Origin of the sequence: Desemzia sp. FAM 23988 (assembly GCF_045528365.1) — a bacterium.
Lineage (GTDB): Bacteria > Bacillota > Bacilli > Lactobacillales > Carnobacteriaceae > Desemzia.
Genome location: NZ_JBGQQS010000014.1, coordinates 17,555 through 39,148 on the forward strand (window position 1 = coordinate 17,555; position 21,594 = coordinate 39,148).

General features: G+C 37.0%; 24 protein-coding genes and 1 tRNA gene. 23 read left to right on the forward strand and 2 right to left on the reverse strand.

Translation table 11 applies throughout. The features are described from left to right. Positions 1 to 259: 259 nt before the first annotated feature. Together ACEN4L_RS08780 and ACEN4L_RS08785 are read left to right on the forward strand one after the other, a co-directional pair. Positions 260 to 1,036, forward strand: coding sequence for a general stress protein (locus ACEN4L_RS08780; protein ID WP_407097186.1), 777 nt, complete (start codon positions 260 to 262; stop codon positions 1,034 to 1,036). A 312-nt stretch (positions 1,037 to 1,348) separates the two neighbouring features. Then, positions 1,349 to 2,293 carry a DUF975 family protein gene (locus ACEN4L_RS08785; protein ID WP_407097187.1) on the forward strand — a complete coding sequence of 315 codons (945 nt, stop codon included), beginning with the start codon at positions 1,349 to 1,351 and terminating at the stop codon, positions 2,291 to 2,293. A 101-nt stretch (positions 2,294 to 2,394) separates the two neighbouring features. Here the strand turns inward: ACEN4L_RS08785 and ACEN4L_RS08790 are convergent. Further along, positions 2,395 to 2,484, reverse strand: a tRNA-Ser gene (locus tag ACEN4L_RS08790). Between the two features lie 185 nt (positions 2,485 to 2,669). Here ACEN4L_RS08790 and ACEN4L_RS08795 point away from each other — a divergent pair. Then, a complete protein-coding gene (locus ACEN4L_RS08795) occupies positions 2,670 to 3,344 on the forward strand; it encodes a hypothetical protein (RefSeq protein ID WP_407097188.1) in 675 nt (224 codons plus the stop codon). Positions 3,345 to 3,516: 172 nt separating this feature from the next. Then, positions 3,517 to 4,077 carry a CDP-alcohol phosphatidyltransferase family protein gene (locus tag ACEN4L_RS08800; RefSeq protein WP_407097189.1) on the forward strand — a complete coding sequence of 187 codons (561 nt, stop codon included), beginning with the start codon at positions 3,517 to 3,519 and terminating at the stop codon, positions 4,075 to 4,077. A 56-nt stretch (positions 4,078 to 4,133) separates the two neighbouring features. Here the strand turns inward: ACEN4L_RS08800 and ACEN4L_RS08805 are convergent, their stop codons facing one another. Then, the gene (locus tag ACEN4L_RS08805) at positions 4,134 to 4,781 is read right to left on the reverse strand and encodes a PepSY domain-containing protein (RefSeq protein WP_407097190.1); all 648 of its coding nucleotides are present in this window, start codon (positions 4,779 to 4,781) and stop codon (positions 4,134 to 4,136) included. A gap of 262 nt (positions 4,782 to 5,043) precedes the next feature. Between ACEN4L_RS08805 and ACEN4L_RS08810 the strand changes: the two genes are divergently transcribed. The 19 genes from ACEN4L_RS08810 to tig all read left to right on the forward strand — a co-directional run bounded on the left by ACEN4L_RS08810 (position 5,044) and on the right by tig (position 21,579). Then, the gene (locus tag ACEN4L_RS08810) at positions 5,044 to 5,640 is read left to right on the forward strand and encodes a TVP38/TMEM64 family protein (protein WP_407097191.1); all 597 of its coding nucleotides are present in this window, start codon (positions 5,044 to 5,046) and stop codon (positions 5,638 to 5,640) included. A 42-nt stretch (positions 5,641 to 5,682) separates the two neighbouring features. After that, a complete protein-coding gene (locus ACEN4L_RS08815; protein WP_407097192.1) occupies positions 5,683 to 6,360 on the forward strand; it encodes a CBS domain-containing protein in 678 nt (225 codons plus the stop codon). A 308-nt stretch (positions 6,361 to 6,668) separates the two neighbouring features. Next, entirely contained in the window at positions 6,669 to 7,118 is a 450-nt protein-coding gene (locus tag ACEN4L_RS08820) for a MarR family winged helix-turn-helix transcriptional regulator (protein WP_407097193.1), read from the forward strand. A gap of 578 nt (positions 7,119 to 7,696) precedes the next feature. Next, a complete protein-coding gene (locus ACEN4L_RS08825; RefSeq protein ID WP_407097194.1) occupies positions 7,697 to 8,305 on the forward strand; it encodes an alpha/beta hydrolase in 609 nt (202 codons plus the stop codon). 230 nt (positions 8,306 to 8,535) lie between these two features. After that, the gene (locus tag ACEN4L_RS08830; RefSeq protein ID WP_407097195.1) at positions 8,536 to 8,868 is read left to right on the forward strand and encodes a DUF2187 family protein; all 333 of its coding nucleotides are present in this window, start codon (positions 8,536 to 8,538) and stop codon (positions 8,866 to 8,868) included. A gap of 280 nt (positions 8,869 to 9,148) precedes the next feature. Next, positions 9,149 to 9,598 carry a MarR family winged helix-turn-helix transcriptional regulator gene (locus ACEN4L_RS08835; protein WP_407097196.1) on the forward strand — a complete coding sequence of 150 codons (450 nt, stop codon included), beginning with the start codon at positions 9,149 to 9,151 and terminating at the stop codon, positions 9,596 to 9,598. Between the two features lie 18 nt (positions 9,599 to 9,616). Beyond that, positions 9,617 to 10,594, forward strand: coding sequence for a beta-ketoacyl-ACP synthase III (locus ACEN4L_RS08840; protein ID WP_407097197.1), 978 nt, complete (start codon positions 9,617 to 9,619; stop codon positions 10,592 to 10,594). Between the two features lie 33 nt (positions 10,595 to 10,627). Beyond that, positions 10,628 to 10,858: an acyl carrier protein gene (locus ACEN4L_RS08845; RefSeq protein ID WP_407097198.1), complete on the forward strand. Its 231-nt coding sequence runs from the start codon at positions 10,628 to 10,630 to the stop codon at positions 10,856 to 10,858. Positions 10,859 to 10,888: 30 nt separating this feature from the next. Continuing rightward, positions 10,889 to 11,848 (forward strand): enoyl-[acyl-carrier-protein] reductase FabK, encoded by a 960-nt coding sequence (gene fabK, locus ACEN4L_RS08850; protein WP_407097199.1) that lies wholly within the window; start codon positions 10,889 to 10,891, stop codon positions 11,846 to 11,848. 100 nt (positions 11,849 to 11,948) lie between these two features. Continuing rightward, positions 11,949 to 12,878: an ACP S-malonyltransferase gene (gene fabD, locus ACEN4L_RS08855; protein ID WP_407097200.1), complete on the forward strand. Its 930-nt coding sequence runs from the start codon at positions 11,949 to 11,951 to the stop codon at positions 12,876 to 12,878. Positions 12,879 to 12,909: 31 nt separating this feature from the next. Further along, on the forward strand, positions 12,910 to 13,647 hold the full coding sequence (gene fabG, locus ACEN4L_RS08860) for a 3-oxoacyl-[acyl-carrier-protein] reductase (protein ID WP_407097201.1): 738 nt from the start codon (positions 12,910 to 12,912) through the stop codon (positions 13,645 to 13,647). A gap of 21 nt (positions 13,648 to 13,668) precedes the next feature. Beyond that, on the forward strand, positions 13,669 to 14,907 hold the full coding sequence (fabF, locus tag ACEN4L_RS08865; RefSeq protein ID WP_407097202.1) for a beta-ketoacyl-ACP synthase II: 1,239 nt from the start codon (positions 13,669 to 13,671) through the stop codon (positions 14,905 to 14,907). After that, the gene (gene accB, locus ACEN4L_RS08870; protein WP_407097203.1) at positions 14,908 to 15,384 is read left to right on the forward strand and encodes an acetyl-CoA carboxylase biotin carboxyl carrier protein; all 477 of its coding nucleotides are present in this window, start codon (positions 14,908 to 14,910) and stop codon (positions 15,382 to 15,384) included. 55 nt (positions 15,385 to 15,439) lie between these two features. Beyond that, positions 15,440 to 15,862 (forward strand): 3-hydroxyacyl-ACP dehydratase FabZ, encoded by a 423-nt coding sequence (gene fabZ, locus ACEN4L_RS08875; protein ID WP_204211168.1) that lies wholly within the window; start codon positions 15,440 to 15,442, stop codon positions 15,860 to 15,862. 4 nt (positions 15,863 to 15,866) lie between these two features. Further along, entirely contained in the window at positions 15,867 to 17,234 is a 1,368-nt protein-coding gene (locus tag ACEN4L_RS08880; RefSeq protein ID WP_407097204.1) for an acetyl-CoA carboxylase biotin carboxylase subunit, read from the forward strand. A 41-nt stretch (positions 17,235 to 17,275) separates the two neighbouring features. Then, positions 17,276 to 18,127, forward strand: a complete 852-nt coding sequence (gene accD, locus ACEN4L_RS08885) for an acetyl-CoA carboxylase, carboxyltransferase subunit beta (RefSeq protein WP_407097205.1) — start codon at positions 17,276 to 17,278, stop codon at positions 18,125 to 18,127. A 40-nt stretch (positions 18,128 to 18,167) separates the two neighbouring features. After that, positions 18,168 to 18,950, forward strand: coding sequence for an acetyl-CoA carboxylase carboxyltransferase subunit alpha (locus tag ACEN4L_RS08890; RefSeq protein WP_407097206.1), 783 nt, complete (start codon positions 18,168 to 18,170; stop codon positions 18,948 to 18,950). A gap of 222 nt (positions 18,951 to 19,172) precedes the next feature. After that, the gene (locus ACEN4L_RS08895; protein WP_407097207.1) at positions 19,173 to 20,135 is read left to right on the forward strand and encodes a hydrolase; all 963 of its coding nucleotides are present in this window, start codon (positions 19,173 to 19,175) and stop codon (positions 20,133 to 20,135) included. Positions 20,136 to 20,298: 163 nt separating this feature from the next. Beyond that, positions 20,299 to 21,579, forward strand: a complete 1,281-nt coding sequence (gene tig, locus ACEN4L_RS08900) for a trigger factor (protein ID WP_407097208.1) — start codon at positions 20,299 to 20,301, stop codon at positions 21,577 to 21,579. The last annotated feature ends 15 nt before the right edge of the window (positions 21,580 to 21,594 follow it).

A 21,594-nucleotide genomic window follows, 5' to 3' on the forward strand; every position in this document is an offset into this window, starting at 1 on the left:
TCGTTGTTTAACCAGCGACAAGATTTATTATAGGCCCAAATGAATAAAAAGTCAACAGAAAACTCATAAATATGTAAAAAAAGTTATATCCTTTTTTACCATTACTGAAAATAAAGCTAAAGCGATCAAACATCTTCGTAGGAAAGCGCAAAATGGATACTTCCCTAGGCTAAATAGTTGGAAAGGGGTTACTGATTTGATACGATTATCTTGAAAGAGATGCAATTCCTAGAAGATAGGAATAAGAGGAGGAAAAAATATGAGCTATAAAGTAATTGATAGTTTTTTATCAGCAGAAGAAACAGTAGAAAAAATAAATGACTTGGTAGAATTGGGGTACAAAGAAAAAGACATCACGGTCATGACTAAAAAAGAAAATGAAGAACAACTAAAAGATATCACTGATGCTAAAATAGATACAGTAGCTAAAGAAGAAGATAAAGGAATGCTAGATAAAATAAAAGAAAGTTTTAGTGATAGTGATGCAGAAAATCCTTTAGGAAAATATGAATTAGAGGAGCATTTGAGAAATCAATACAATGAAGTGGTCAAAAACAATGGCTATGTCATATTGGTTGAAGAAAGCACGAGCTTTACTATGGGAAGAGAAAGCGAGACTGCTCAATCCTCTGAAAATACTAGTATGACTGGTGGAGAGACAGGAGATTTTAACGAAACCCCGGGTGGAATCAACCCGATTTTACCTGGAACAGGAGTCGATGCTGATTTCAGTTCAAGAAATTCCAATGATATACGTACTTCAGATAGCGGGACAACAGATGTACAAGATAAATTCACTTACACGTCTAAGGAGAGAAATAGAAATGCAGACGAAGAAACTCAGTACGTTGAAGATCATGAGGTTACCCAAGTTAATCAAGAATTGAACAATCAACCTTTAACAGATGAGCCAACTGATCCGACTATACCAGGATTTGGAATTGACCCTAAAATTCCACCGCAAGGTATAGAACCTTTAGATTCGAACAGTCCTAATATACAAGGAGAAGGTCCAGATGATGAGAAGAGAAGATAGTAGACATCATACGAGCTGTTGAGTCTGTTAAACGAGAGGACGTTGCTTTAAAAGAAAGTTGGTGAGATCAATGCTGAGAATCATCACCTATTTTGCTTTAGGGTATGTCGGAGTGTATTTTTCGTTGCTGCTGTCTTTGATTTATTTCTTGAGACCAAAGAAAAAAAAGTAACTTATAGTCATGGATTTGTTGTCAATACTTCATAAAAAATAAAAGAGAATTCTTTTGAATTATTCTTAAAGAATTCTCTTTATTTGGTATAATGAGCGTAGCCCACCAGAAAAATGTAGGGAAAGAGTGGAGGAGTATGTATGAGAACAAGAGAACTAAAGAAAGAAGCCAAAGCAAGGCTTTCAGGAAATTGGAAAATAGCGATATTAAACTTAGTGATTATGACTATTTTAACTTCCATTATCAGTGAGGTGTTATTGGGTCTCGTAGGAGCGGGCAGCTTTGAGAGCTTAACATCAACATTTTCACAAGATCCAGCACTGGTTACCTCGGATATGATAGCTGCAAGTACAAGAGAAACGATTCTTTCTTCATTGGTGACTATAGTAGTCAGCTTTATTACGGCTGTCTTCGCAGTCGGTTATGACTGGTCTTTACTAGATATGGTTGACGGGGAAAAATTAACTGTAGAAGCGATGTTTCAGTCCTTAAAAACCAATCGATTTTTTAAAGTTTTAGGGATCTCAGTAGTAACTAATTTATTTATTATCTTGTGGAGTTTATTGCTGATCATACCAGGAATCATTAAATCTTATAGTTACAGTCAATCGTTTAATGTCTACAAAGACGATCCAAATTTGGATATCATGGGTGCGATTCAACGCAGTAAAGAAATCATGGAAGGTAGAAAATGGGACTATTTTAAACTGCAATTTTCATTTATTTTATGGTACTTAATACCCGTTATTCTATTTTTAGCGTTTATTTTCGGCAGTATCAATACGATCAGCTACCAATTCGAATATGCCAGCACATATGCACCAAATGAATTCTGGGGATTCTTCTTTGGAATGATTTTTGTAGTCCTGGCGTTCATTTTAGTGATCCTCATTCTGTCGCTTTATGTTGAACCTTATAGAAAAACAGCTAATCAAGTTTTTTACCGTGATTTAGTGGGTTTCCCAGAGATGGAAATGGATGAAGTGGAATATGAAGAGAATTCTAGTTATTCTACTGACTACATCGATCCATATGATGAATCCGATGATTTTGATGATTCAGAAAATAACCAAGATAGGTTCTAGTGTTCAATACTAACTGTACAAAATAAAAAAAGACTGCAGGCCTAAACGCTAACACCAGACCGAAGAAGTCTGTAAATTATAGGCCAGCAGCCTTTTTTGTATGGAAGATAAGGGATTTGAACCCTTGCACGAATAAATTCGCCTAACGATTTTCGAGACCGTCCCCTTCAGCCGAACTTGGGTAATCTTCCATTGTTATTGGCCACTTTCTTTAGTATAAACCTGTTTTTTTAGGATGACAATAACCAAATTGAGTATTTCATTTTGAACACTATCTCTTCTAAGGTATAATAGAATTGTAGAAGTAAAACACCTTATGTTTCTTAATTGATAATCACTTATCTGGAAAGGGGCAAAAACTTAGGAGGAGAAGAATATGAAAAAATTGGTAACGTTACTGGGAGTTGCTGCTTTGTTAGCGGGTTGCGATTTAATGGGAGGTACTACGGAAGAGTCACAAGTAAGCGAATCTTCAGAGTCTAGTGTTGAATCGAGTGCAGAAACTTCTGAATCAAGTGTAGAAGAGAGTTCAGCATCATCTTCAGCAGCTTCTTCAGAAGCAAGTTCAAGTGAGTCTGAGAGTACTGGCGGAGAAGTAGCCACTTCAGAATTCCCGTTAGTTCCTCAAAAGTCTGAGATCGATCAAGGCTATACATTAGAAAGTGATCCATTGCTCCAAGAAATCCAAACCAGAATGTCCCAAACGGAAGAATTAGGTATTGATAATGATGTGGCTATTCATTTCACAGGTCTATTTTTAGGGGAGCAAGGCCAAGATAATGTTAAAGCGGTGTTCATTATAGTGAACCGGACAGATATGGCAATGACAAATATTAACTTAACTGTCAGCATGAGTACTGTTGATGGGGAAGTTATATTAGATAGCGCTCCATTTGTTTTATCTGAAGATGATTTTGGGATTCTGGAAACAGATACTACAATGCCAGCGTATTTCAAAATTCCAATGGACAGTCAAGAAGCATTCTTTAGTGTGAGTGATCTAGAAAATGTTACTTATTCAATCGATTCATTTGAATACGATGAAAGATAATTTTAATGATACAGTCTGGATCCTGAGAGATTACTTTCAGGTTCTTTTTTTGTGTCACAGGATATTTTTTCAAGATGAAAAGTGATGTAAAAAGCTTTATCAAATGGTATGATAAAAAAGATAAGTGTCCTACATAAGGATAAAACAGTAAAAGATTAGTGGAGGAGAGAGAATGGCACATAAGGGAAAAGAGATTTTCACGATCCCCAATATACTTTCTATTATTCGGTTAATTCTGGTACCGGTATTTGTTTCATTTTATGTAAATGCTGACAGTATCCAAGATTATAGAATTGCGGGCCTCATCATCCTTTTTTCTGGAATCACAGATTTAGTGGATGGCATTATTGCTCGAAAATTCAATCAAATTACGGATATCGGAAAGTTGTTGGATCCGGTAGCAGATAAAGTAACACAAGCGGCGATTCTGTTTTGTTTAATGGTTCGTTTTCAGTATATGTGGATCATCGTGATTTTATTTTTAGTGAAAGAACTGTCCATGCTCTTTTGGAATATTGTTTTGATCAAGAAAAACAAAAAATTAGACGGTGCTTTGTGGTGTGGAAAAGTGTCAACAGCGGTATTTTATACGTGCATGACGATAATGGTGGCTTTTCCAATGATCAGTGATGCTATTGCTAATGGATTAATGTTGATCACGGGATTCTTTTTATTGTTGTCGTTCATGTTGTACACAAAAATTTTTGTGTATATGTATCAATCAAACAACTAAATAAAAGTACAGAAAAAGCTGGCCTAGACCAGCTTTTTTGTGTGTCGTTAAATGGTTTAATCTCTGTGCATGAATGCTCCTGTTTCAGCATTAATAATAACATCGTCATCATCTTGAGTATTCTCAATACTGATCTCATAAACGGTTGAGCCGTTTTCGGTATCTAAATGCCAACTATCCACATATCCAGAGCCGACTTCTTCCATAGCAGTTGTCATAGCTTCTTGAGGAGAAACGATGTTGTCTAAGTTCAAAGCATCATTGTTGTCATCATCATTATTGTCAGTATCTCTATCGATGGCTTCTCCTGTAGAAGCATCAATGCTCAATTCATATTCAGCAGACTCATCAAACCCATTAAAGTCATATTCGTATTTTCCATCGTCATCATCAAATTCAATGGATTCAATAAAAGAATTAGGATGGGTTTCGTTATAAATTTGGATGGCATCATCTAAACTGATATCAAATTCCTGTTCATGAATTCCTTGAGCAGATTCTGAGCTACTAGAAGAAGAGTCGCCAGTAGTTTCTGATTCAGATGATTCTGAACTCATGTCTTCTGATGGGCTGCTCATTGAGCTTTCTTGAGCAGAACTGCTCTGTTCCTCTGAACCGGTATCCGTTGAGGAGTCCGTTCCGCAAGCCCCTAAAATCCCTGTACTAATTAAAGCTAAAAAGGCTAGTTTTCTTTTGTTTGTCATTTTGATCTTCCTTTCTTTTTGTTTTTCAGCTAATTCGCTAAGTGGCATCTGTTTATAAAAAAATAAAAAGAGGATACATAGCGAAATTTCTTACTTATACCTGCAGTATAACAAGAAAAAATAATGGCTAACATTCATCTGCTCAAAGTATTTTTGACAGAAGAAGGAAAAATACAACGAAAGAAGGAGTGCATACATCAAATAATTATCGTACAATCATTGTAGGGAAATTAAGAATGGATATAGAAATTGGGGTTTAGATATGAAATACGTAAAAAAGTTCCGCTTCAATTGGTTTGATTTGCTGACACTGGCGGGATTGGTGATGACTGTTTTTTTTCTTTATCTTGGTTACAGCAATGACGTTTTCGACTCGAGAGAGAGTTTGATTCAATATGTTGAAAGTTACGGGGCACAAGCTATATTGGTATTTATTTTTATTCAGTTTTTACAAGTCGTGTTGCCTATTCTTCCAGCAGCCGTTACATGTGTGGCTGGAGTGATCTTATTTGGTCCGGTATGGGGAATCGTGTACAATTATATTGGGATTTGTATAGGTTCTTTTGGAGCATTTTTGATTTCTAAACGTTATGGCCAGCCATTAGTAGAAAAGATGCTAAGCAAGAGAGTGTTCAACAAGTATTCCAAATGGTTAAATGATGGTAAAATGTTTGATCGCATTTTTGCTATCGGTATTTTTGGTCCTATAGCACCTGATGACGCGTTGTGTTATTTAGCTGGATTAACAACAATGTCTTGGAAAAAATTTGCTGTGATTATTATTCTTGGAAAGCCGATTCCAATTATATTGTACAGCCTGGGATGGACTACGATAGTGAACTGGTTGAATATTTTCTAAAGTTCTTTTGGATCGTAAGAAAATCAAAGAAAGGATGAGAAAGTGGATAATGCAGAACGATTTTTAGCTAGTTTTAACCGCATTCACAATCATTTGAGTTTTATGAGCAATGAAAAAGCACACAAAAAACCTTTTTATCATTTGCTAGATGAAAATGAATACCGCAATAGCGGAGTCAAAGAATATAAGAATGATTTGCAAATTTTTGCCGATCTAAGAAATGTGTTAGTGCATAAAAAACTGGAGACAAGCCGTTACTTAGCTGTACCTACGGATAAAGTTGTAGATAGGATCGAATTGATTGAATCTGTAATCAAAAGCCCGCCAAAAGTTTATCCTGCTTTTAAACGAGATGTGGTTCATTTCCAAGCTGAGGACTTATTTCTTACCGTATTGGAAACCATTAAAAATAAACAGATCACTCATTTTCCTGTCTATCAAAAAGGAGATTTGATTGGTTTGTTGACAGAAAATGGCATTACGTACTGGTTAGCCAATCATTTAAAGTCCGCTGTAGTGGATTTAAAACAAGTTACAACAGAAGAAATCTTGAGAGAAGACTCTAAAAGCAACAATTATTTATTCGTACGAAAAGATATGAGTATCGATGTAGCTGCAGAACTGTTAAAAAAGGATCGGAAAATCGATGCTTTGCTGATTACTGAAAACGGTAAAAAAACTGAGAGTCCTATGGGGATTATTACGCCTTCTGATTTATAGAAGAATTCAAAAAAATCTGTTCTGTTTTATGTTATGTATACTGAGTTGGTCAAGAGCTTTAAAGCTCTTGCGTACAGAAAGATAATGACATTTAAATAGAACTAGAACTAAAGGTTGCGATATTTCTATCACAGCTTTTTTTTGATCATTTATAGATGTAAAAGGCATGGATCACTCTTTTGTAGACTAAAAGCTTCCCAGCGATTTGTTTGACGGGCAGAAAAATCTATGGTATGTTTATCTCGAATTGAAGATAAATTATTTTGATATATATAATAAGCGATGTATACATGGAAGGAGTTTTTTTAATGGCGAAAAATGAAGATTCTTTAAAAGCGCTAACAGTGATGTTGCGAGCGTCTCAAAGCCTGCAAGATGTGATGAAACAAGACATGGTGAAGTATGGGTTAAACCCCACGGAATTTGCAGTTTTAGAGTTGCTTTATGCTAAAGGAGAACAAAAGATCCAAAACATTGGAAAAAAAATACTGCTTTCCAGCAGCAGTATGACGTATGTCATTGATAAATTAGAGCAAAAAGGACATATCGAAAGGAAACCGTGTGCGACCGACCGCAGAGTTATTTTCGCGCACATAACAGATAAAGGTAAATCCTTCATGGAAGAAGCTTTCCCTCTTCATGAAAAAATGATTACAGAATTGTTTTCTGTATTATCTAGTGAAGAAATAGAAACGCTGATCCCGTTAGTAAAAAAAGTTGGCTTGACTGCAGCAGAGCAAAGTACAAAAAATAAATAATCTGTATAACGGCTAGGGGAACAGGAACTGAGAAACAAACTTTGGGAATTCCCAATAAAACGTTGATTTTTAAGGTTTTGTACTTGGGTTTCGACACATTAAAAAAGGTGGATTTTGATGATCCAGGTATCTATCATTTATATTTTGAAAATGAAAAAGGTCAACCAGGTACGATCATGACGTTTGTTCCTTTGGAAATGCTCGTCAAGGAACAATTGGAGACGGCCAAACTGGTGTCACATTTTATGTGGTTCCAGAAAGATCACTGCCCTTATAGGAATAATGAGTGCTTTCTTTTGGTATACCCGTTGAAAAATCTGCTTGTTTTAGAGAAGATTATTTAACTTCCAAGATCCTCCCGACCTGCAGTTAGAATTAGTAGCCAGAACAGACGGAAAAGAAAATCCGTATACGTTTTATGGTGTGACAGCTGGAGTGGCAATTAAAGATTTTTATCCGACAGAAGTGAAGGACCCCAATTACTTTAGCGTTCTCTATTACTGAGAGCGCGGAGCTATTGCTGACTCCAATAGAAATAAGAGAAATTAAACCAAACTAAATCAGAGAGGTTGAGGTTGATGAAACATTTATTTAAAGAAGGCACTAATCCAACAAAACCAACGTTACTATTGTTGCATGGAACGGGTGGAACGGAAAATGATTTACTGCCGCTAGCAGAGATGGTCGATGCAGAAGCATCAGTATTGAGTGTACGTGGAAATATAGTTGAGAATGGAATGCCACGTTATTTTAAACGATTAGCTGAAGGTGTTTTCGATATTGAAAATTTAAAAGAAGAAACGAAAAATCTAGCAGATTTTATTGATGAAGCCGCCAAAAAATATGGCTTTGATCGAGACAATGTCGTAGCGATAGGTTATTCAAATGGGGCAAATATCGCTGGAAGCTTACTATTCCATTACCAAGATGTGTTAAAAGGTGCAATTCTTCACCACCCAATGGTTCCACTTAGAGGAATGGATCTGCCTAATTTAAACCAAGTCCCAGTCTTTATTGGGGCTGGAGAAAATGATCCGATTTGTGCTCCTCAAGAAAGCAAAGACTTAAAACACCTTCTTGAAGAAGCTGGTTCCACAGTGGAAATTGACTGGGGACAGCATGGACATTCTTTGACTCAAAAAGAAGTGGTTGCTGCTGCTCAATGGTATATTAAAAACTTCTCTTAAAAAAGGTACAGTGTATAAATTTTTTGTCCCTTCTATAACTATGATGGAAAAGGTAAAACTTTTTAGTCGTAGTTTTTCTGTTTTCTGGACTAAAAATAAAGGAAAATTAAAGAAACGTTAGTTATTTTGCGAAAAATTATAATTGTGTTATAATGAAAGAGGAGTTTGAGAGTAAAAGATTATTTTTTTAAGTTACATTCTTTGTAGAGTTGAAGAAATGAGGGGATTAAATGGGTAATAAAATTACCAAAGAGATTCAATCGTTAGTTGAAGTGGAACTTAGAAAAGGAGCAAGCAATTCGAGAATTGCAACTCTTCTAGGAGTACCCTATAATGAAGCTGTTGAGATGATTGAAGAGATTAAGTTGTCTTTTAAACCAGATGTGGGAGATAAAATTATTTTTACTTTCCGCGATGAAAAAATGGCAGGTGTCATTACAAAACTATTGAAAAATAGTGCTGTTGTAGATATCTCCTGGGACTTATCTTCTGAAAAAATGAAAGATTTAATGGAAGATAGAACTATTGTTAATTTTAAAGATATTGAACAAACTGTTCTCTAAAAAAATACACGTTAAGAAGTTGGATCTTAAATCAGATCCAGCTTTTTTTGTTTTTTTAGAAAAAATAGTAAAAGAGATATTTTTCAGGTTCTACGTTACTTTGGGTTTCAAAATAGTTTCTCTTAAAATGCTGATATATAGCTTGTTTTGAGTTCTTGTCAAAAAAAGTTGCGAATTTTTATTGACAGTCAAACTAAAATGAATTAGTATTTTGATTGTCAAACAATTTGATGTTCAAACTAAATTCTGTTTTGGATATTCATCAGATGGGAGGAGAGATGTGGATAAAATTGTCAATGAGATAAATCCTTATTTAGTTAAGATATTCAATGAAGTCTTAATTATTGAAGAAAATGCTTTAAAAGGCAGTAGATTTAATGATTTATCTATTAAAGAGATGCACACAATCGAAGCCATTGGAATGTACGGAGAAAACACCACCACAGAAGTAGCTAAGAGAACCTATGTAACTGTAGGTACACTAACTGTATCAATAAACAATTTAGTGAAAAAAGGGTATGTCGAACGTATTAGAAGCGAAGAAGATAGACGAGTGGTAAAACTTGGACTGACTAAAAAAGGACGTCTGCTCTACCGCCTGCACGATAAATTTCATCGTGACATGGTCAAAGAAACGCTTAGTGATTTAAGCGACGAAGAAGCAGAAATTTTAGTAAAAGGTTTGAGAAACTTACATCTATTCCTAGATCGCACAAAAAATTCTTTATAGAGAACAGAGTTGAATGGAATGGGAACTAAAATAGTCGGTACAGGAAGTTACGTACCAGAAAGAATTATTTCCAATGAACAGTTAGAAACATTTTTAGAGACCTCTGATGAATGGATAACAAGCCGCACAGGTATTAAAGAACGTCATATCAGCGAAACTGAAAATACGTCAGATTTATGTGCCAAAGCCGCTCAGCATATTTTATCAAATGCAGGTGTACAAGCTGAAGAAGTGGATTTCATTGTTGTTGCAACAATGACTCCTGACTACTTGAGTCCTTCTACAGCCAGCCTAGTGCAAGATAAAATAGGTGCTCATTCAATCATGTCGTTTGACGTCAACGCTGCTTGTTCAGGGTTTGTATATGCTTTATCGATAGCCGATAAGTTGATGCAGTCAGGCAGTTACCGTTACGGTTTAGTTCTGGGCGGAGAAGTCATGTCGAAGATTATCGACTGGAATGATCGAAGTACTGCTGTTCTTTTTGGTGATGGAGCTGGCGGTGTGTTATTAAAACATACTCCAGGCGAATCGTTTGTTTTAGGAGAAGACATTCATGCTGATGGAAGCCGCGGAAACGCGCTTACTGCAGGAACCTTGTCTCTTTCTGAAAAATGGAGTTCGCAAAAAGCTGAGCATCAGTATTCATTACAAATGGAAGGCAGAAGCATTTTTGATTTTGCTATACGCAGCGTTCCACAAAGCATTCAAAAGCTGTTAAGCGACACCAATACTCCCTTCGAGGATGTAGAATGTATAGTGGCTCACCAAGCGAATGAGCGGATCTTAAAAGCTATCGCAAAAAAATTAAAAATTTCACCAGAGTTGTTTGCTGTCAACATCAGCAAATATGGGAATACATCAGCAGCAAGTATCCCGCTGCTCTTACATGAATTGGTTGCTGAAAAGAAATTGGTTTTGGGAAGCAACGAAAAGATTGTGTTAACAGGTTTTGGAGGGGGATTGACATGGGGATCCATGCTCATCCAACTATAAAAAATATATTATACATTAATGGAGGAAACAACAATGACATTTTCAAAAATTCAAGAAATTATTATGGACCAATTAGATAAAGACGAGGAAGAAGTACAATTAACTACCAACTTCCGTGAAGATTTAGAAGCAGATAGTTTAGACTTATTCCAAATCATCAATGATATCGAAGACGAATTTGATATTAAAATTGAATCAGAAGAAGGATTGAACACCGTACAAGATATCGTAAACTTTGTAGAAGCTGAAATCGCGAAAAAATAATTCTACATATAGAAAGAAGGAAATATCTGTATGCAGACAGATTTAATAAAAAAACTTGGAATAAAATACCCAATCATTCAAGGTGCGATGTCTTGGGTAGCGAATCCTAGTCTTGTAAGTGCTGTATCAAATGCTGGAGGGTTAGGGATTCTGGCGTGTGGACATGCGACAGGAGAAACAGTTCGTGAATTGATTCATGAAACAAAAGCTTTAACCGACAAACCTTTCGGGATTAACGTATTACTCCTTTCACCATATGTAGAAGATGTTGTCAAAGTAGTTTGTGAAGAAGGCATAAAAGTGGTAACTACAGGAGCAGGTTCTCCTGGTCGGTATATGGCTCAATTCAAAGCAGTCGGTACAGTAGTTATTCCAGTAGTGGCTTCAGTTGCTTTAGCGCGACGTATGGAAAATGAAGGCGCAGATGCCATTATTTGTGAAGGAATGGAAGCTGGGGGACACATCGGGAAAACAACTACGATGAACTTAGTGCCTCAGGTTGTAGATGCGGTAAACATTCCTGTTATTGCTGCTGGAGGTATTGCTGACGGCCGTGGTGTTGCAGCCGTGTTTATGTTGGGAGCTTCAGCTGCACAGTTAGGAACTCGTTTTGTTGTGGCGAATGAAAGTACCGTTCATCAAAATTTCAAAGACGCTATTATCAAAGCAAAAGATATTGACACGGTTATTACAGGACAAATTACCGGACATCCTGTTCGTGTGTTGCGTAATAAATTGACTCGTCAATACTTAAAAGTAGAAAAAGAGATCACGAGTGATGAAAATCCAGATTTCGATCGTTTAGAAGCAATGGGGAAAGGCGCATTGAAAAGAGCGGTTATTGATGGAGATAAAGACACTGGTTCATTCATGTCTGGTCAAAGTGCCGGTTTAGTGAAAAAAGAACAAAGTTGTCATGAAATCATTCAAGAATTAATGACTGAATACCAAGATATTATTCGTAAACAAGCTAGTTCGTTAGAGGCATAGACTCTTACAACAACCAGCCACATTATATTAGCTAGAAAGCTAAAAGAAGTTCTTTTTGCTTCCGATAGTTTTCTAGTTCTTTTTTTAGGAAGTGAAACTGATGAAAACAGCATTTGTATATAGTGGTCAAGGTGCTCAATATGCAGGTATGGGAAAAGAACTTTACGAAGAGTATGACAGCGTAAAAGATATTTTCCAACAAGCAAGTGAAGCATTGCAATTAGATATGCAGTCTCTTTGTTTTGAAGAAAATGATCTATTAAATCAAACGATGTATACACAGCCGGCTATTTTAACCGTCAGTATGGCCATTGATGCTTTATTGACCGAAAAAGGACTACAACCTGATGTAGTCGCTGGTCTGAGCTTAGGAGAATACAGTGCATTTGTGAAAGCAGGAGTATTGTCGTTCCCGGAGGCTCTTCAATTAGTGAAAAAAAGAGGCCAATACATGACTGAGGCAGTTCCACTTGGAGAAGGTGCGATGGCTGCTGTTATGGGATTAGACCGCTTGATTATTGAACAAATTTGCCAAGAAGTTGCTGAGGAATATGGGGTTGTCTCTCCAGCAAATTACAATATGCCTGGACAAATTGCTATTGCAGGATTAAAAGAGTCTGTTGAAATAGCGAGCAAGCGATTGTCGGAAGCTGGAGCTAAACGTGTAGTGCCGCTGACAGTCAGTGGACCTTTTCATACCAGTCTATTGGAACCAGCAGCTAGACAATTAAAAGAAGAAATCAAAACGGTCAAGATAATGAATCCTAGTATTCCCATTATCAGTAATACCACTGTTAAACCCATTGAAGACGCTGAAGCTATTCAAGAATTAATGGTCAAACAAGTGATGTCTCCAGTCTATTGGGAAGATAGCATACAAAAAATGATCGATATGGGTGTAGATACCTTTATTGAAATCGGTCCAGGTAAAACATTAAGCAGTTTTATCAAAAAAATCGATAAAACAGTACAAATCATGAATGTTGAAAACATAAAATCGCTTGAAAAAACGCTGCAAAAACTTGCGTAAAACATGAAGATAGCAGAAAAAGGATGAGGATATGAATCTAAAAAATCAAACTGTTATTGTAACTGGAAGTTCTAGAGGAATTGGAAAAGCTATTGCTGTAGAATTTGCGAAAACTGGCGCAAACATCGTTTTGAACGGTCGGAAGCCGATAGCAGAAAGTTTGTTGAATGAATTGGAAAGTTTAGGAGCTAAAACGCATACAATCTTAGGCGATGTAAGCGACTTTGATTTTGCTCAAAAGTTGATTGAAGAAACGAAAGAAGTTTTTGGTAGTGTAGACGTGCTTGTGAACAATGCCGGTATCACAAAAGATATGTTGTTGATGAGAATGGCAGAAGAGGATTTTGACCAAGCCATCAATATCAATTTAAAAGGGACATTCAATACGATTCGTCATGCTTCAAAAGTGATGCTGAAACAAAAAAGCGGCACAATTATTAATATGTCCAGTGTTGTGGGCTTAGTAGGAAACGTTGGCCAAGCCAACTATGCAGCCAGTAAAGCTGGTGTTGTGGGTTTAACTAAATCAGCAGCACGAGAATTAGCAGCTAGAGGAATCACTGTTAATGCGATTGCTCCAGGTTTTATTGAAACAGAAATGACAGATGTATTGTCAGATAAAATGAAAGAACAAGCTGTTGGTCAAATTCCATTGAAACGTTTTGGAAACGTGGAAGATGTAGCCAGATTAGCAGTCTTTTTAAGCGAAAACCGCTATATTACAGGCCAAGTCATCAATGTTGACGGTGGAATGGTCATGAACGGTTAATAATAAGGAGGACGAACACAAATGAATCGTGTAGTCATTACAAGTATGGGTGCAGTTACTCCATTGGGTAACTCAGCTGAAACCTTTTGGGAAGGCTTAAAAGCAGGAAAGAACGGAATTAAAGAAATCACTAAATTTGATGCTAGCGAAACTGGGATCTCAGTTGCTGGAGAATTAAAAGATTTTGATCCAAAAAATTATATGGACCGTAAAGTTGCTAAACGTATGGATGAATTCTCACAATATGGGGTTGCAGCTGCTGTTCAAGCTGTTGAAATGAGCGGTATTGATGTAGAAAAAACAGACATGGATCGTTTTGGAGTCATTGTAGGTTCTGGTATTGGCGGATTGAACGCTATGGAACAGCAAATCATTAAAATGCACACTAAAGGTCCACAACGCGTTGCTCCATTGTTCGTACCTTTAGCAATTGGAAACATGGTAGCTGGAAATATTTCCATTGCCATTGGTGCACGTGGAATCAATACGTCTATCGTTACAGCATGTGCATCAGGAAACAACTCTATCGGAGAAGCTTTCCGTAATATCAAACATGGTTATTCAGATATTATTATTGCTGGCGGTGCAGAAGGAACGGTAAATGAAATCGGAATCTCTGGTTTTGCAGCATTGAATGCTCTATCAACTAGTACTGATCCTGATCGTGCGTCGATTCCATTTGACAAAGAGCGTCATGGTTTTGTTATGGGTGAAGGCGCCGGCGTATTGATGTTGGAAAGTCTTGACCATGCTATTGAACGCGGTGCTACTATTTATGCAGAAATCGTTGGATATGGTGCAACCGGAGATGGTTATCACATGACAGCTCCATCACCAGATGGCAGCGGAGCAGGTAGAGCGATGAAATTAGCTATGGATGAAGCAAATATTCAACCAGCGGATATCGGATACATCAACGCTCATGGAACAAGTACTCAAGCCAATGATTCATCAGAATCGAAAGCCATTAAATACGCTTTAGGGGATGCAGCTGAGCAAGTAGCTATCTCAAGTACTAAGAGTATGACGGGTCACTTATTGGGTGCTGCTGGTGGTATCGAAGCAGTAGCTTGTGTGAAAGCTTTACAAGAAGGCTTCCTTCCTCCAACCATCGGTTTACAAGTAGCGGATGAAGAATGTGATTTAGACTACATTCCAAATGAAGGTAGAGCAAAAGAGATTCAATACGCTCTAAACAATTCATTAGGTTTTGGTGGACACAATGCCGTAACCTTATTTAAAAAATGGGAGGGAAAATAGATGGACTTTAACCAAGTAAAAGAGTTGCTGCATTTGGTTGATCAGTCTTCTCTAAAAGAATTTCAATTGCAAATGGACAACGTAACCGTTCAAATGAGCAAAAATTCTGCTACTTCTCAATCAATGACTAAAGACACAAAAATTGAAACAATTAGCCCTGTTGTAAACGAAACAGCTTACAACAACGAAAGCAGCTATCAATCCGTCACTGTGAGGGAAACGGAAAGCACTCCGGCTGCCGCAGGGGAAGAGATTTTATCTCCGATTGTAGGAGTGGTTTATTTATCTCCAGAACCAGGAAAACCTGAGTTTAAAAAAGTAGGAGATACTGTAAAAGTTGGCGAAACACTTTGTATTGTAGAAGCTATGAAAGTAATGAATGAAATCAAGAGTGAAGTAGATGGAACGATTACTGAAATTCTGATTGAAGACAGTCAAGTTGTAGAATACAACCAAGCGTTATTCAGAGTTGATTAGGGCTGATTTAACCGCTTTTTACATTATTTAAGGAGGAATTTTAGAAATGACTAAAATGAATATAGCAGAGATCCAAAAATTAATCCCCAATCGTTTCCCAATTTACTTTATCGACCGTGTGGAAGAAATGACACCTGGTGAACATGTGGTAGCATTAAAAAATGTCACCATCAATGAAGAAGTTTTCCAAGGGCATTTCCCTGGCGAGCCTGTATTGCCTGGAGTTTACATCTTAGAAGCATTGGCTCAAGCTGGATCGATTCCTCTATTGTCACTAGACAGATTTAAAGGACAAACAGCTTATTTAGGTGGAATGAACAAAGTTAAATTCCGTAAAAAAGTTCAACCAGGCGACCAGTTGATGTTACATGTAGACATCGTGAAATTAAAAGATTATGCAGGAATCGGTAAAGGTGTCGCTTACGTTGACGGGAAAAAAGTCTGCGAAGTCGAATTGACATTTATTATCGGACGTTAAGCCTATGTTAAATAAAATTCTTATTGCAAATAGAGGCGAAATTGCCGTACGTGTGATACGTGCGTGTCAAGAACTGGGGATTAAAACAGTCGCCGTCTATTCCGAAGCAGATCGAGACGCTTTACACATGCAATTAGCAGACGAAGCTATTTGTATTGGACCTGCAAAAGCAACCGATTCGTATTTGGATATGCAATCTATATTAAGTGCAGCAGTAGTCACAAACGCTCAAGCGATTCATCCTGGTTTTGGATTCTTATCTGAGAACAGTACGTTCGCGACTATGTGTGAAGAAATGAATATTGTTTTTATTGGTCCAAAACCGATAACCATTCATCAAATGGGAGATAAAGCAAATGCCAGAGAACTAATGATCGAAGCTGGTGTACCTGTTATTCCAGGTAGTGAAGGATTCATTCATTCTATGGATGAAGCTAAAACTGCAGCTAAAAGTCTTGGGTATCCTGTGATGCTGAAAGCCAGTGCTGGCGGTGGCGGTAAAGGGATGCGTCGTGTAGCGAATGAAGAAGAACTAGAAACTGCTTATGTGAACGCTAAATCTGAAGCAAAAGCTGCTTTTGGAAATGATGATATGTATATGGAAAAAATCATTGAACATGCGCGTCATATAGAAGTTCAAATTCTGGCGGATAATCATGGGAATGTGATCCATCTTGGAGAACGTGATTGTTCTTTACAACGTAAAAATCAAAAAGTTATCGAAGAATCTCCTTCTGTAGCGATCGATGAAGAACAAAGACAGTTGCTAGGAGAAACTGCTGTAAAAGCAGCTAAATATGTACATTATCAAAATGCGGGAACGATTGAATTTTTGTTAGATGTAGATAGCAACTATTACTTTATGGAAATGAATACCCGTATACAAGTAGAACATCCCGTTACGGAAATGGCGACTGAAGTAGATATTGTCAAACAGCAAATTTTAATTGCTTCTGGTCAAGAATTGTCTTTGAAACAAGAAGATGTTAGACTAACAGGACATACGATCGAGTGTCGTATCAATGCTGAAAATCCAGCGTTTAATTTTGCTCCTTCCCCTGGAACATTAAACTATTTACTAGTTCCTTCAGGCGGGCTCGGTTTGCGGGTGGAAAGCGCCATGTACCAAGGTGCTGAAATCCCTCCTTATTATGATGCGATGATTGCAAAAATCATCACTAAAGGTGCGGATCGTCCGGAAGCCATAGCTAAAATGAAACGTGCATTAGGTGAACTTGTTATAGAAGGAATCATAACCAATCAATTCTTTCAGGAAGATTTATTAAATGATGCCACTTTTATTAGTGGAGAATACGACACTAGTTATTTAGAAACGGATTTTCTTAAAAATTGGGTGCCTCGTATTGATTAATTAAATCGAAGAAAGTAAGAACTTTTTACAGAGGTGATAAATTGAAACTGTTTAAGAAGAAACGAGTGTACATTCCCATTCATGTGGATCGAACACAAACCGAAGATACAGCGATTCCCGTTGTACCAGACGGAATGTTTACCAAATGTCCTCAGTGTCATAAATCAATTTATACCAAAGATTTAGGTCATGATAAAATCTGTCCAGAATGCGGATATTCATTTAGAATTTGTGCAACCGAGCGGATTCAATTGATTGCCGATGAAGGCAGCTTTGAGGAATGGGATAAAGTGATGGAGCAGTCAAATCCGTTAGAATTTCCCGGATACGAAGATAAATGGCAACAAGCACAAAATAAGTCCGGCTCGAATGAAGCAGTTGTCACGGGTAAAGCTGCAATAAATAGCCATCATACAGTCATCTGCGTAATGGATTCGACGTTTATGATGGGAAGTATGGGTCACATCGTCGGAGAGAAAATTACGCGTGCAGTTGAACGAGCTACAGAAGAAAAATTGCCTGTGATTATTTTTACTGCTTCTGGTGGTGCCAGAATGCAAGAAGGGATTATTTCTTTAATGCAGATGGCTAAAATAAGCGGAGCTATTGCGCGACATAGCGAAGCCGGTCTTCTGTATATCACTGTGTTGACAGACCCTACCACAGGCGGCGTAACAGCTAGTTTTGCTATGCAAGGAGACATTATTTTATCTGAACCTAGAGCATTAGTTGGATTTGCTGGGAAACGTGTGATCGAACAAACCATTAAAGAAAAATTGCCTGATGATTTTCAGTTAGCTGAATCGGTTATGGAAAATGGATTTATCGACCAAATCGTCCCAAGAAGCGAATTGAAACAAATGTTGGGATCAATACTTAAATTACATGAATAAAACAGCTTTTTAAACAGCGTTGACAAAGAAGGTGCCCTAAATGGAAAAAGCCATTGAAATCGTAGAACGCGCGCGAAAAATATCCCGTTTAAACACGCTGGATATCGTATCAGAAATTTTTGAAGATTTTATAGAATTACACGGTGATCGTTTATTTCGTGATGATAAAGCTATCGTTGGCGGAATTGCTACTTTAAATGGTACAGCAGTTACGGTGATCGGAAACCAAAAAGAACACGAACTCAAAGAAAATATTCGTCGCAATTTTGGTTCTCCTCATCCTGAAGGCTATCGAAAATCATTGCGTTTGATGAAACAAGCAGAAAAATTCAACCGTCCTGTCATCAATTTTGTGAATACTGCCGGAGCTTATTGTGGCGTTGAGGCAGAAGATAGAGGTCAAGGAGAAGCTATTGCACGAAATCTTCTCGAAATGAGTCAATTAAAAGTTCCTATTCTTTCGATTATTCTTGGAGAAGGTGGAAGTGGCGGAGCTTTAGCTTTGGCTATGGGAAATGAAGTATGGATGATGGAGAATTCAATGTATTCTGTATTATCGCCTGAAGGATTTTCGTCTATTCTTTGGAAAGATGCTTCACGAGCTAAGGAAGCAGCAGAAGTAATGAAGCTGACACCAGATGACTTAATGGATTTGTCTGTGATAGACAAAATTATTTCTGAATCTATCGAAGGTGAGCGTCTGGCCCAAGAACAAATTCTCGCTACCTTAAAAACAGAGATAGCCGACTTTTTATCTGTTGCGTCCAAGAAAACAGCTACAGAATTAGTTAATGAACGGTATAAAAAATTTAGAGCGTTTTAAAATAACTAGACAAAAAAACTTATCTTTCTATTTTATAGTAGAAAGATAAGTTTTTTCGTGCAGCAAGGATTTTATTCACAGAACTTCGTGTGGTGTGTTAAACTGAAAACATACGTTGCAGCAAAGTTGCTGGTGTGAATAATCAACCAGCTGCTCTCTAAAATTGAGGAAGCTAAAAAAACTTTTGCTAGCGCAAGCAAAATGGTGCAAAGAAGGTGAACCATGGGAGAACGGATCGATTTTCCAAATAATTATGAGCTGTATCTAAAAAAAGCTGTCAAAATGTTTCAAGTAGGCAATATAGAAGAAGCTTGTCGTTTTTTTAAAGAAGCATACGCTATTCGTCAAGAACCAAGTGTGAATGCCATGTATGTATCAGCACTGTATCAACTGGAAGACTATGAAACTGCAAAAGAGATCGCAGATGATAAAAAAGAACTTTATGAAAATGAAGAAAGTTTGTATAGTTTATACACTACACTTTTAATCAAAAATCAGTTGTTCGTTGAAGCTGAGCGAATTATCCAAAAGAAAACAGCACAACACAATCTGAGCACATCGACGAAAGAAATGTGGAAAGCTACTAAAATTGCTTTGGAGCACGAAAAAAACAAACAACAGCAAGAGAAAAAGAAACACAATCAAGAATTGTTGAAAGAGATATTAGCAATGGGGGATAAATCTTTTGAGCACCAAGCCGCTTTGGTCAAAGACATGAAAGAAATGGACAAAGAGTGGTATGCATTAGGAGCAAGAAGCATTTTAAGGAACCCTTTTGTCAATGAAATCGTAAAAAGTACGGTGCTGGAAATCTTAATTGATCATCAAGTAGACGAAGAATTTGAATTGTATTGGTTTGAGCAAAGAAGATTGGTCACTCCTGCAAAATTAACTTCATTAGAAGATGAAAGAGTCGTTGAAGCTGTCATTGAAGGATTAAAAGAAAAGTTTGAAGATGATAATCCCTCGTTGTATCACGCTTTGCTTCAAGAAATGAATTTGTATTTTTTATTGCTGCATCCTTATATTGAAGAAGTGATTACCGATGCTGACGAATGGATTTCCTTGAGCTTTAGACGGTACGACATAGAATCTAAAAATGAGTCTGAAGATGATAAGGAAATTCAAAAAATGGCTGATTGGATCAATCGATTGAATTTAGAAATTGAACAGATGTTATCTTAAGCTGTCTATAGATCAAAGAACGTCTATTACAGAGAAAAATTTCTTATTTGTCAGGGATTCAAAAGCAATTTTTATTTACAAAACCGCATAAGTAGTGTAATATGAAAAAGTATGCAAGTCTTCAAAAGACTATGAAAATAGAATATTTCGGAGGGTAATTTACATGACTGCAAAATGGGAAAAAACAGGAAAAAATGATGGTGTTCTATCATTTGAAATTTCACAAGAACAAATAACACAAGGAATCGATACAGCTTTTAACAAAGTTAAAGGTACGTTATCAGTACCAGGTTTCCGTAAAGGGAAAGTTCCTCGTAAAGTATTTAACAAAATGTATGGGGAAGAAGCGTTATATGAAGATGCATTGAACGCTGTCTTACCAGACGCTTATGAAGCTGCTTTAGCAGAAACAGGCGTTGAACCAGTTGACCAACCACAAATCGATGTGAAAAGCATGGAAACTGGAAAAGCTTGGGAAATTGAAGCTAAAATCACTGTAAAACCAGAAGTTGAACTTGGTGATTATAAAGGTCTTGAAGTTCCAAAACAAGACCGTGAAGTAACTGACGAAGATGTAGTTCAAAACTTAGAAAGCAAACGCAGCGCTCAAGCTGAATTAGTTTTAAAAGAAGAAGCAGCTGAAAATGGCGATACTGTTGTGATCGATTTTGAAGGATTTAAGGACGGCGAAGCTTTTGAAGGTGGAAAAGGCGAAAACTTCTCACTTGAATTAGGTTCAAACTCATTTATTCCAGGATTCGAAGACCAATTAGTTGGTAAAAAAGCTGAAGATGAAGTGGAAGTTAACGTAACTTTCCCAGAAGACTACCAAGCTGAAGACTTGAAAGGTCAAAAAGCAGTATTTAACGTTAAAGTTCACGAAGTTAAAGCAAAAGAACTTCCTGAATTAGATGATGAATTCGCTAAAGATGTAGACGAAGATGTTGAAACTCTTGACGAATTAAAAGAAAAAGTGAAAAAACAATTAACAGAAGCTAAAACAGCTTCAGCTGAAGAAGCTGTTGAAGATGCAGCTATTCGTCAAGCAGTAGAAAATGCAACAATCGAAGAAATTCCACATTCAATGGTACATGACGAAGTTCACCGTCAAATGGAATCCTTCTTAAACAACATGCAACAACAAGGTGTATCTCCTGAAATGTACTACCAAATCACTGGTACTACAGAACAAGACTTGCACAAACAAATGGAAACTGATGCAGAATTCAGAACGAAAACAAACTTAGTATTAGAAGCTATTGTTGAAAAAGAAAACTTTGAGCCTTCTGATGAAGAAGTTGAAGAAGAAATCAAAAATCTTTCTGAAGAATACGGTATGGAAGTGGATGCTGTAAGAAATGCTTTGACTCCTGATATGTTGAAACACGACATTTCATTGAAAAAAGCTATTGATTTAATCACTTCTTCTGCAGTAGAAAAATAATTCTATATCAAGTGC

Excerpts from the sequence above, each read along its gene's own strand:
- ACEN4L_RS08780 (WP_407097186.1), top strand. The coding sequence starts at position 260 with ATGAGCTATAAAGTAATTGATAGTTTTTTATCAGCAGAAGAAACAGTA.
- ACEN4L_RS08785 (WP_407097187.1), top strand. The coding sequence starts at position 1,349 with ATGAGAACAAGAGAACTAAAGAAAGAAGCCAAAGCAAGGCTTTCAGGA.
- ACEN4L_RS08795 (WP_407097188.1), top strand. The coding sequence starts at position 2,670 with ATGAAAAAATTGGTAACGTTACTGGGAGTTGCTGCTTTGTTAGCGGGT.
- ACEN4L_RS08800 (WP_407097189.1), top strand. The coding sequence starts at position 3,517 with ATGGCACATAAGGGAAAAGAGATTTTCACGATCCCCAATATACTTTCT.
- ACEN4L_RS08805 (WP_407097190.1), bottom strand. The coding sequence starts at position 4,781 with ATGACAAACAAAAGAAAACTAGCCTTTTTAGCTTTAATTAGTACAGGG.
- ACEN4L_RS08810 (WP_407097191.1), top strand. The coding sequence starts at position 5,044 with ATGAAATACGTAAAAAAGTTCCGCTTCAATTGGTTTGATTTGCTGACA.
- ACEN4L_RS08820 (WP_407097193.1), top strand. The coding sequence starts at position 6,669 with ATGGCGAAAAATGAAGATTCTTTAAAAGCGCTAACAGTGATGTTGCGA.
- ACEN4L_RS08825 (WP_407097194.1), top strand. The coding sequence starts at position 7,697 with ATGAAACATTTATTTAAAGAAGGCACTAATCCAACAAAACCAACGTTA.
- ACEN4L_RS08830 (WP_407097195.1), top strand. The coding sequence starts at position 8,536 with ATGGGTAATAAAATTACCAAAGAGATTCAATCGTTAGTTGAAGTGGAA.
- ACEN4L_RS08840 (WP_407097197.1), top strand. The coding sequence starts at position 9,617 with ATGGGAACTAAAATAGTCGGTACAGGAAGTTACGTACCAGAAAGAATT.
- ACEN4L_RS08845 (WP_407097198.1), top strand. The coding sequence starts at position 10,628 with ATGACATTTTCAAAAATTCAAGAAATTATTATGGACCAATTAGATAAA.
- fabK (WP_407097199.1), top strand. The coding sequence starts at position 10,889 with ATGCAGACAGATTTAATAAAAAAACTTGGAATAAAATACCCAATCATT.
- fabD (WP_407097200.1), top strand. The coding sequence starts at position 11,949 with ATGAAAACAGCATTTGTATATAGTGGTCAAGGTGCTCAATATGCAGGT.
- fabG (WP_407097201.1), top strand. The coding sequence starts at position 12,910 with ATGAATCTAAAAAATCAAACTGTTATTGTAACTGGAAGTTCTAGAGGA.
- fabF (WP_407097202.1), top strand. The coding sequence starts at position 13,669 with ATGAATCGTGTAGTCATTACAAGTATGGGTGCAGTTACTCCATTGGGT.
- accB (WP_407097203.1), top strand. The coding sequence starts at position 14,908 with ATGGACTTTAACCAAGTAAAAGAGTTGCTGCATTTGGTTGATCAGTCT.
- fabZ (WP_204211168.1), top strand. The coding sequence starts at position 15,440 with ATGAATATAGCAGAGATCCAAAAATTAATCCCCAATCGTTTCCCAATT.
- ACEN4L_RS08880 (WP_407097204.1), top strand. The coding sequence starts at position 15,867 with ATGTTAAATAAAATTCTTATTGCAAATAGAGGCGAAATTGCCGTACGT.
- ACEN4L_RS08890 (WP_407097206.1), top strand. The coding sequence starts at position 18,168 with ATGGAAAAAGCCATTGAAATCGTAGAACGCGCGCGAAAAATATCCCGT.
- ACEN4L_RS08895 (WP_407097207.1), top strand. The coding sequence starts at position 19,173 with ATGGGAGAACGGATCGATTTTCCAAATAATTATGAGCTGTATCTAAAA.
- tig (WP_407097208.1), top strand. The coding sequence starts at position 20,299 with ATGACTGCAAAATGGGAAAAAACAGGAAAAAATGATGGTGTTCTATCA.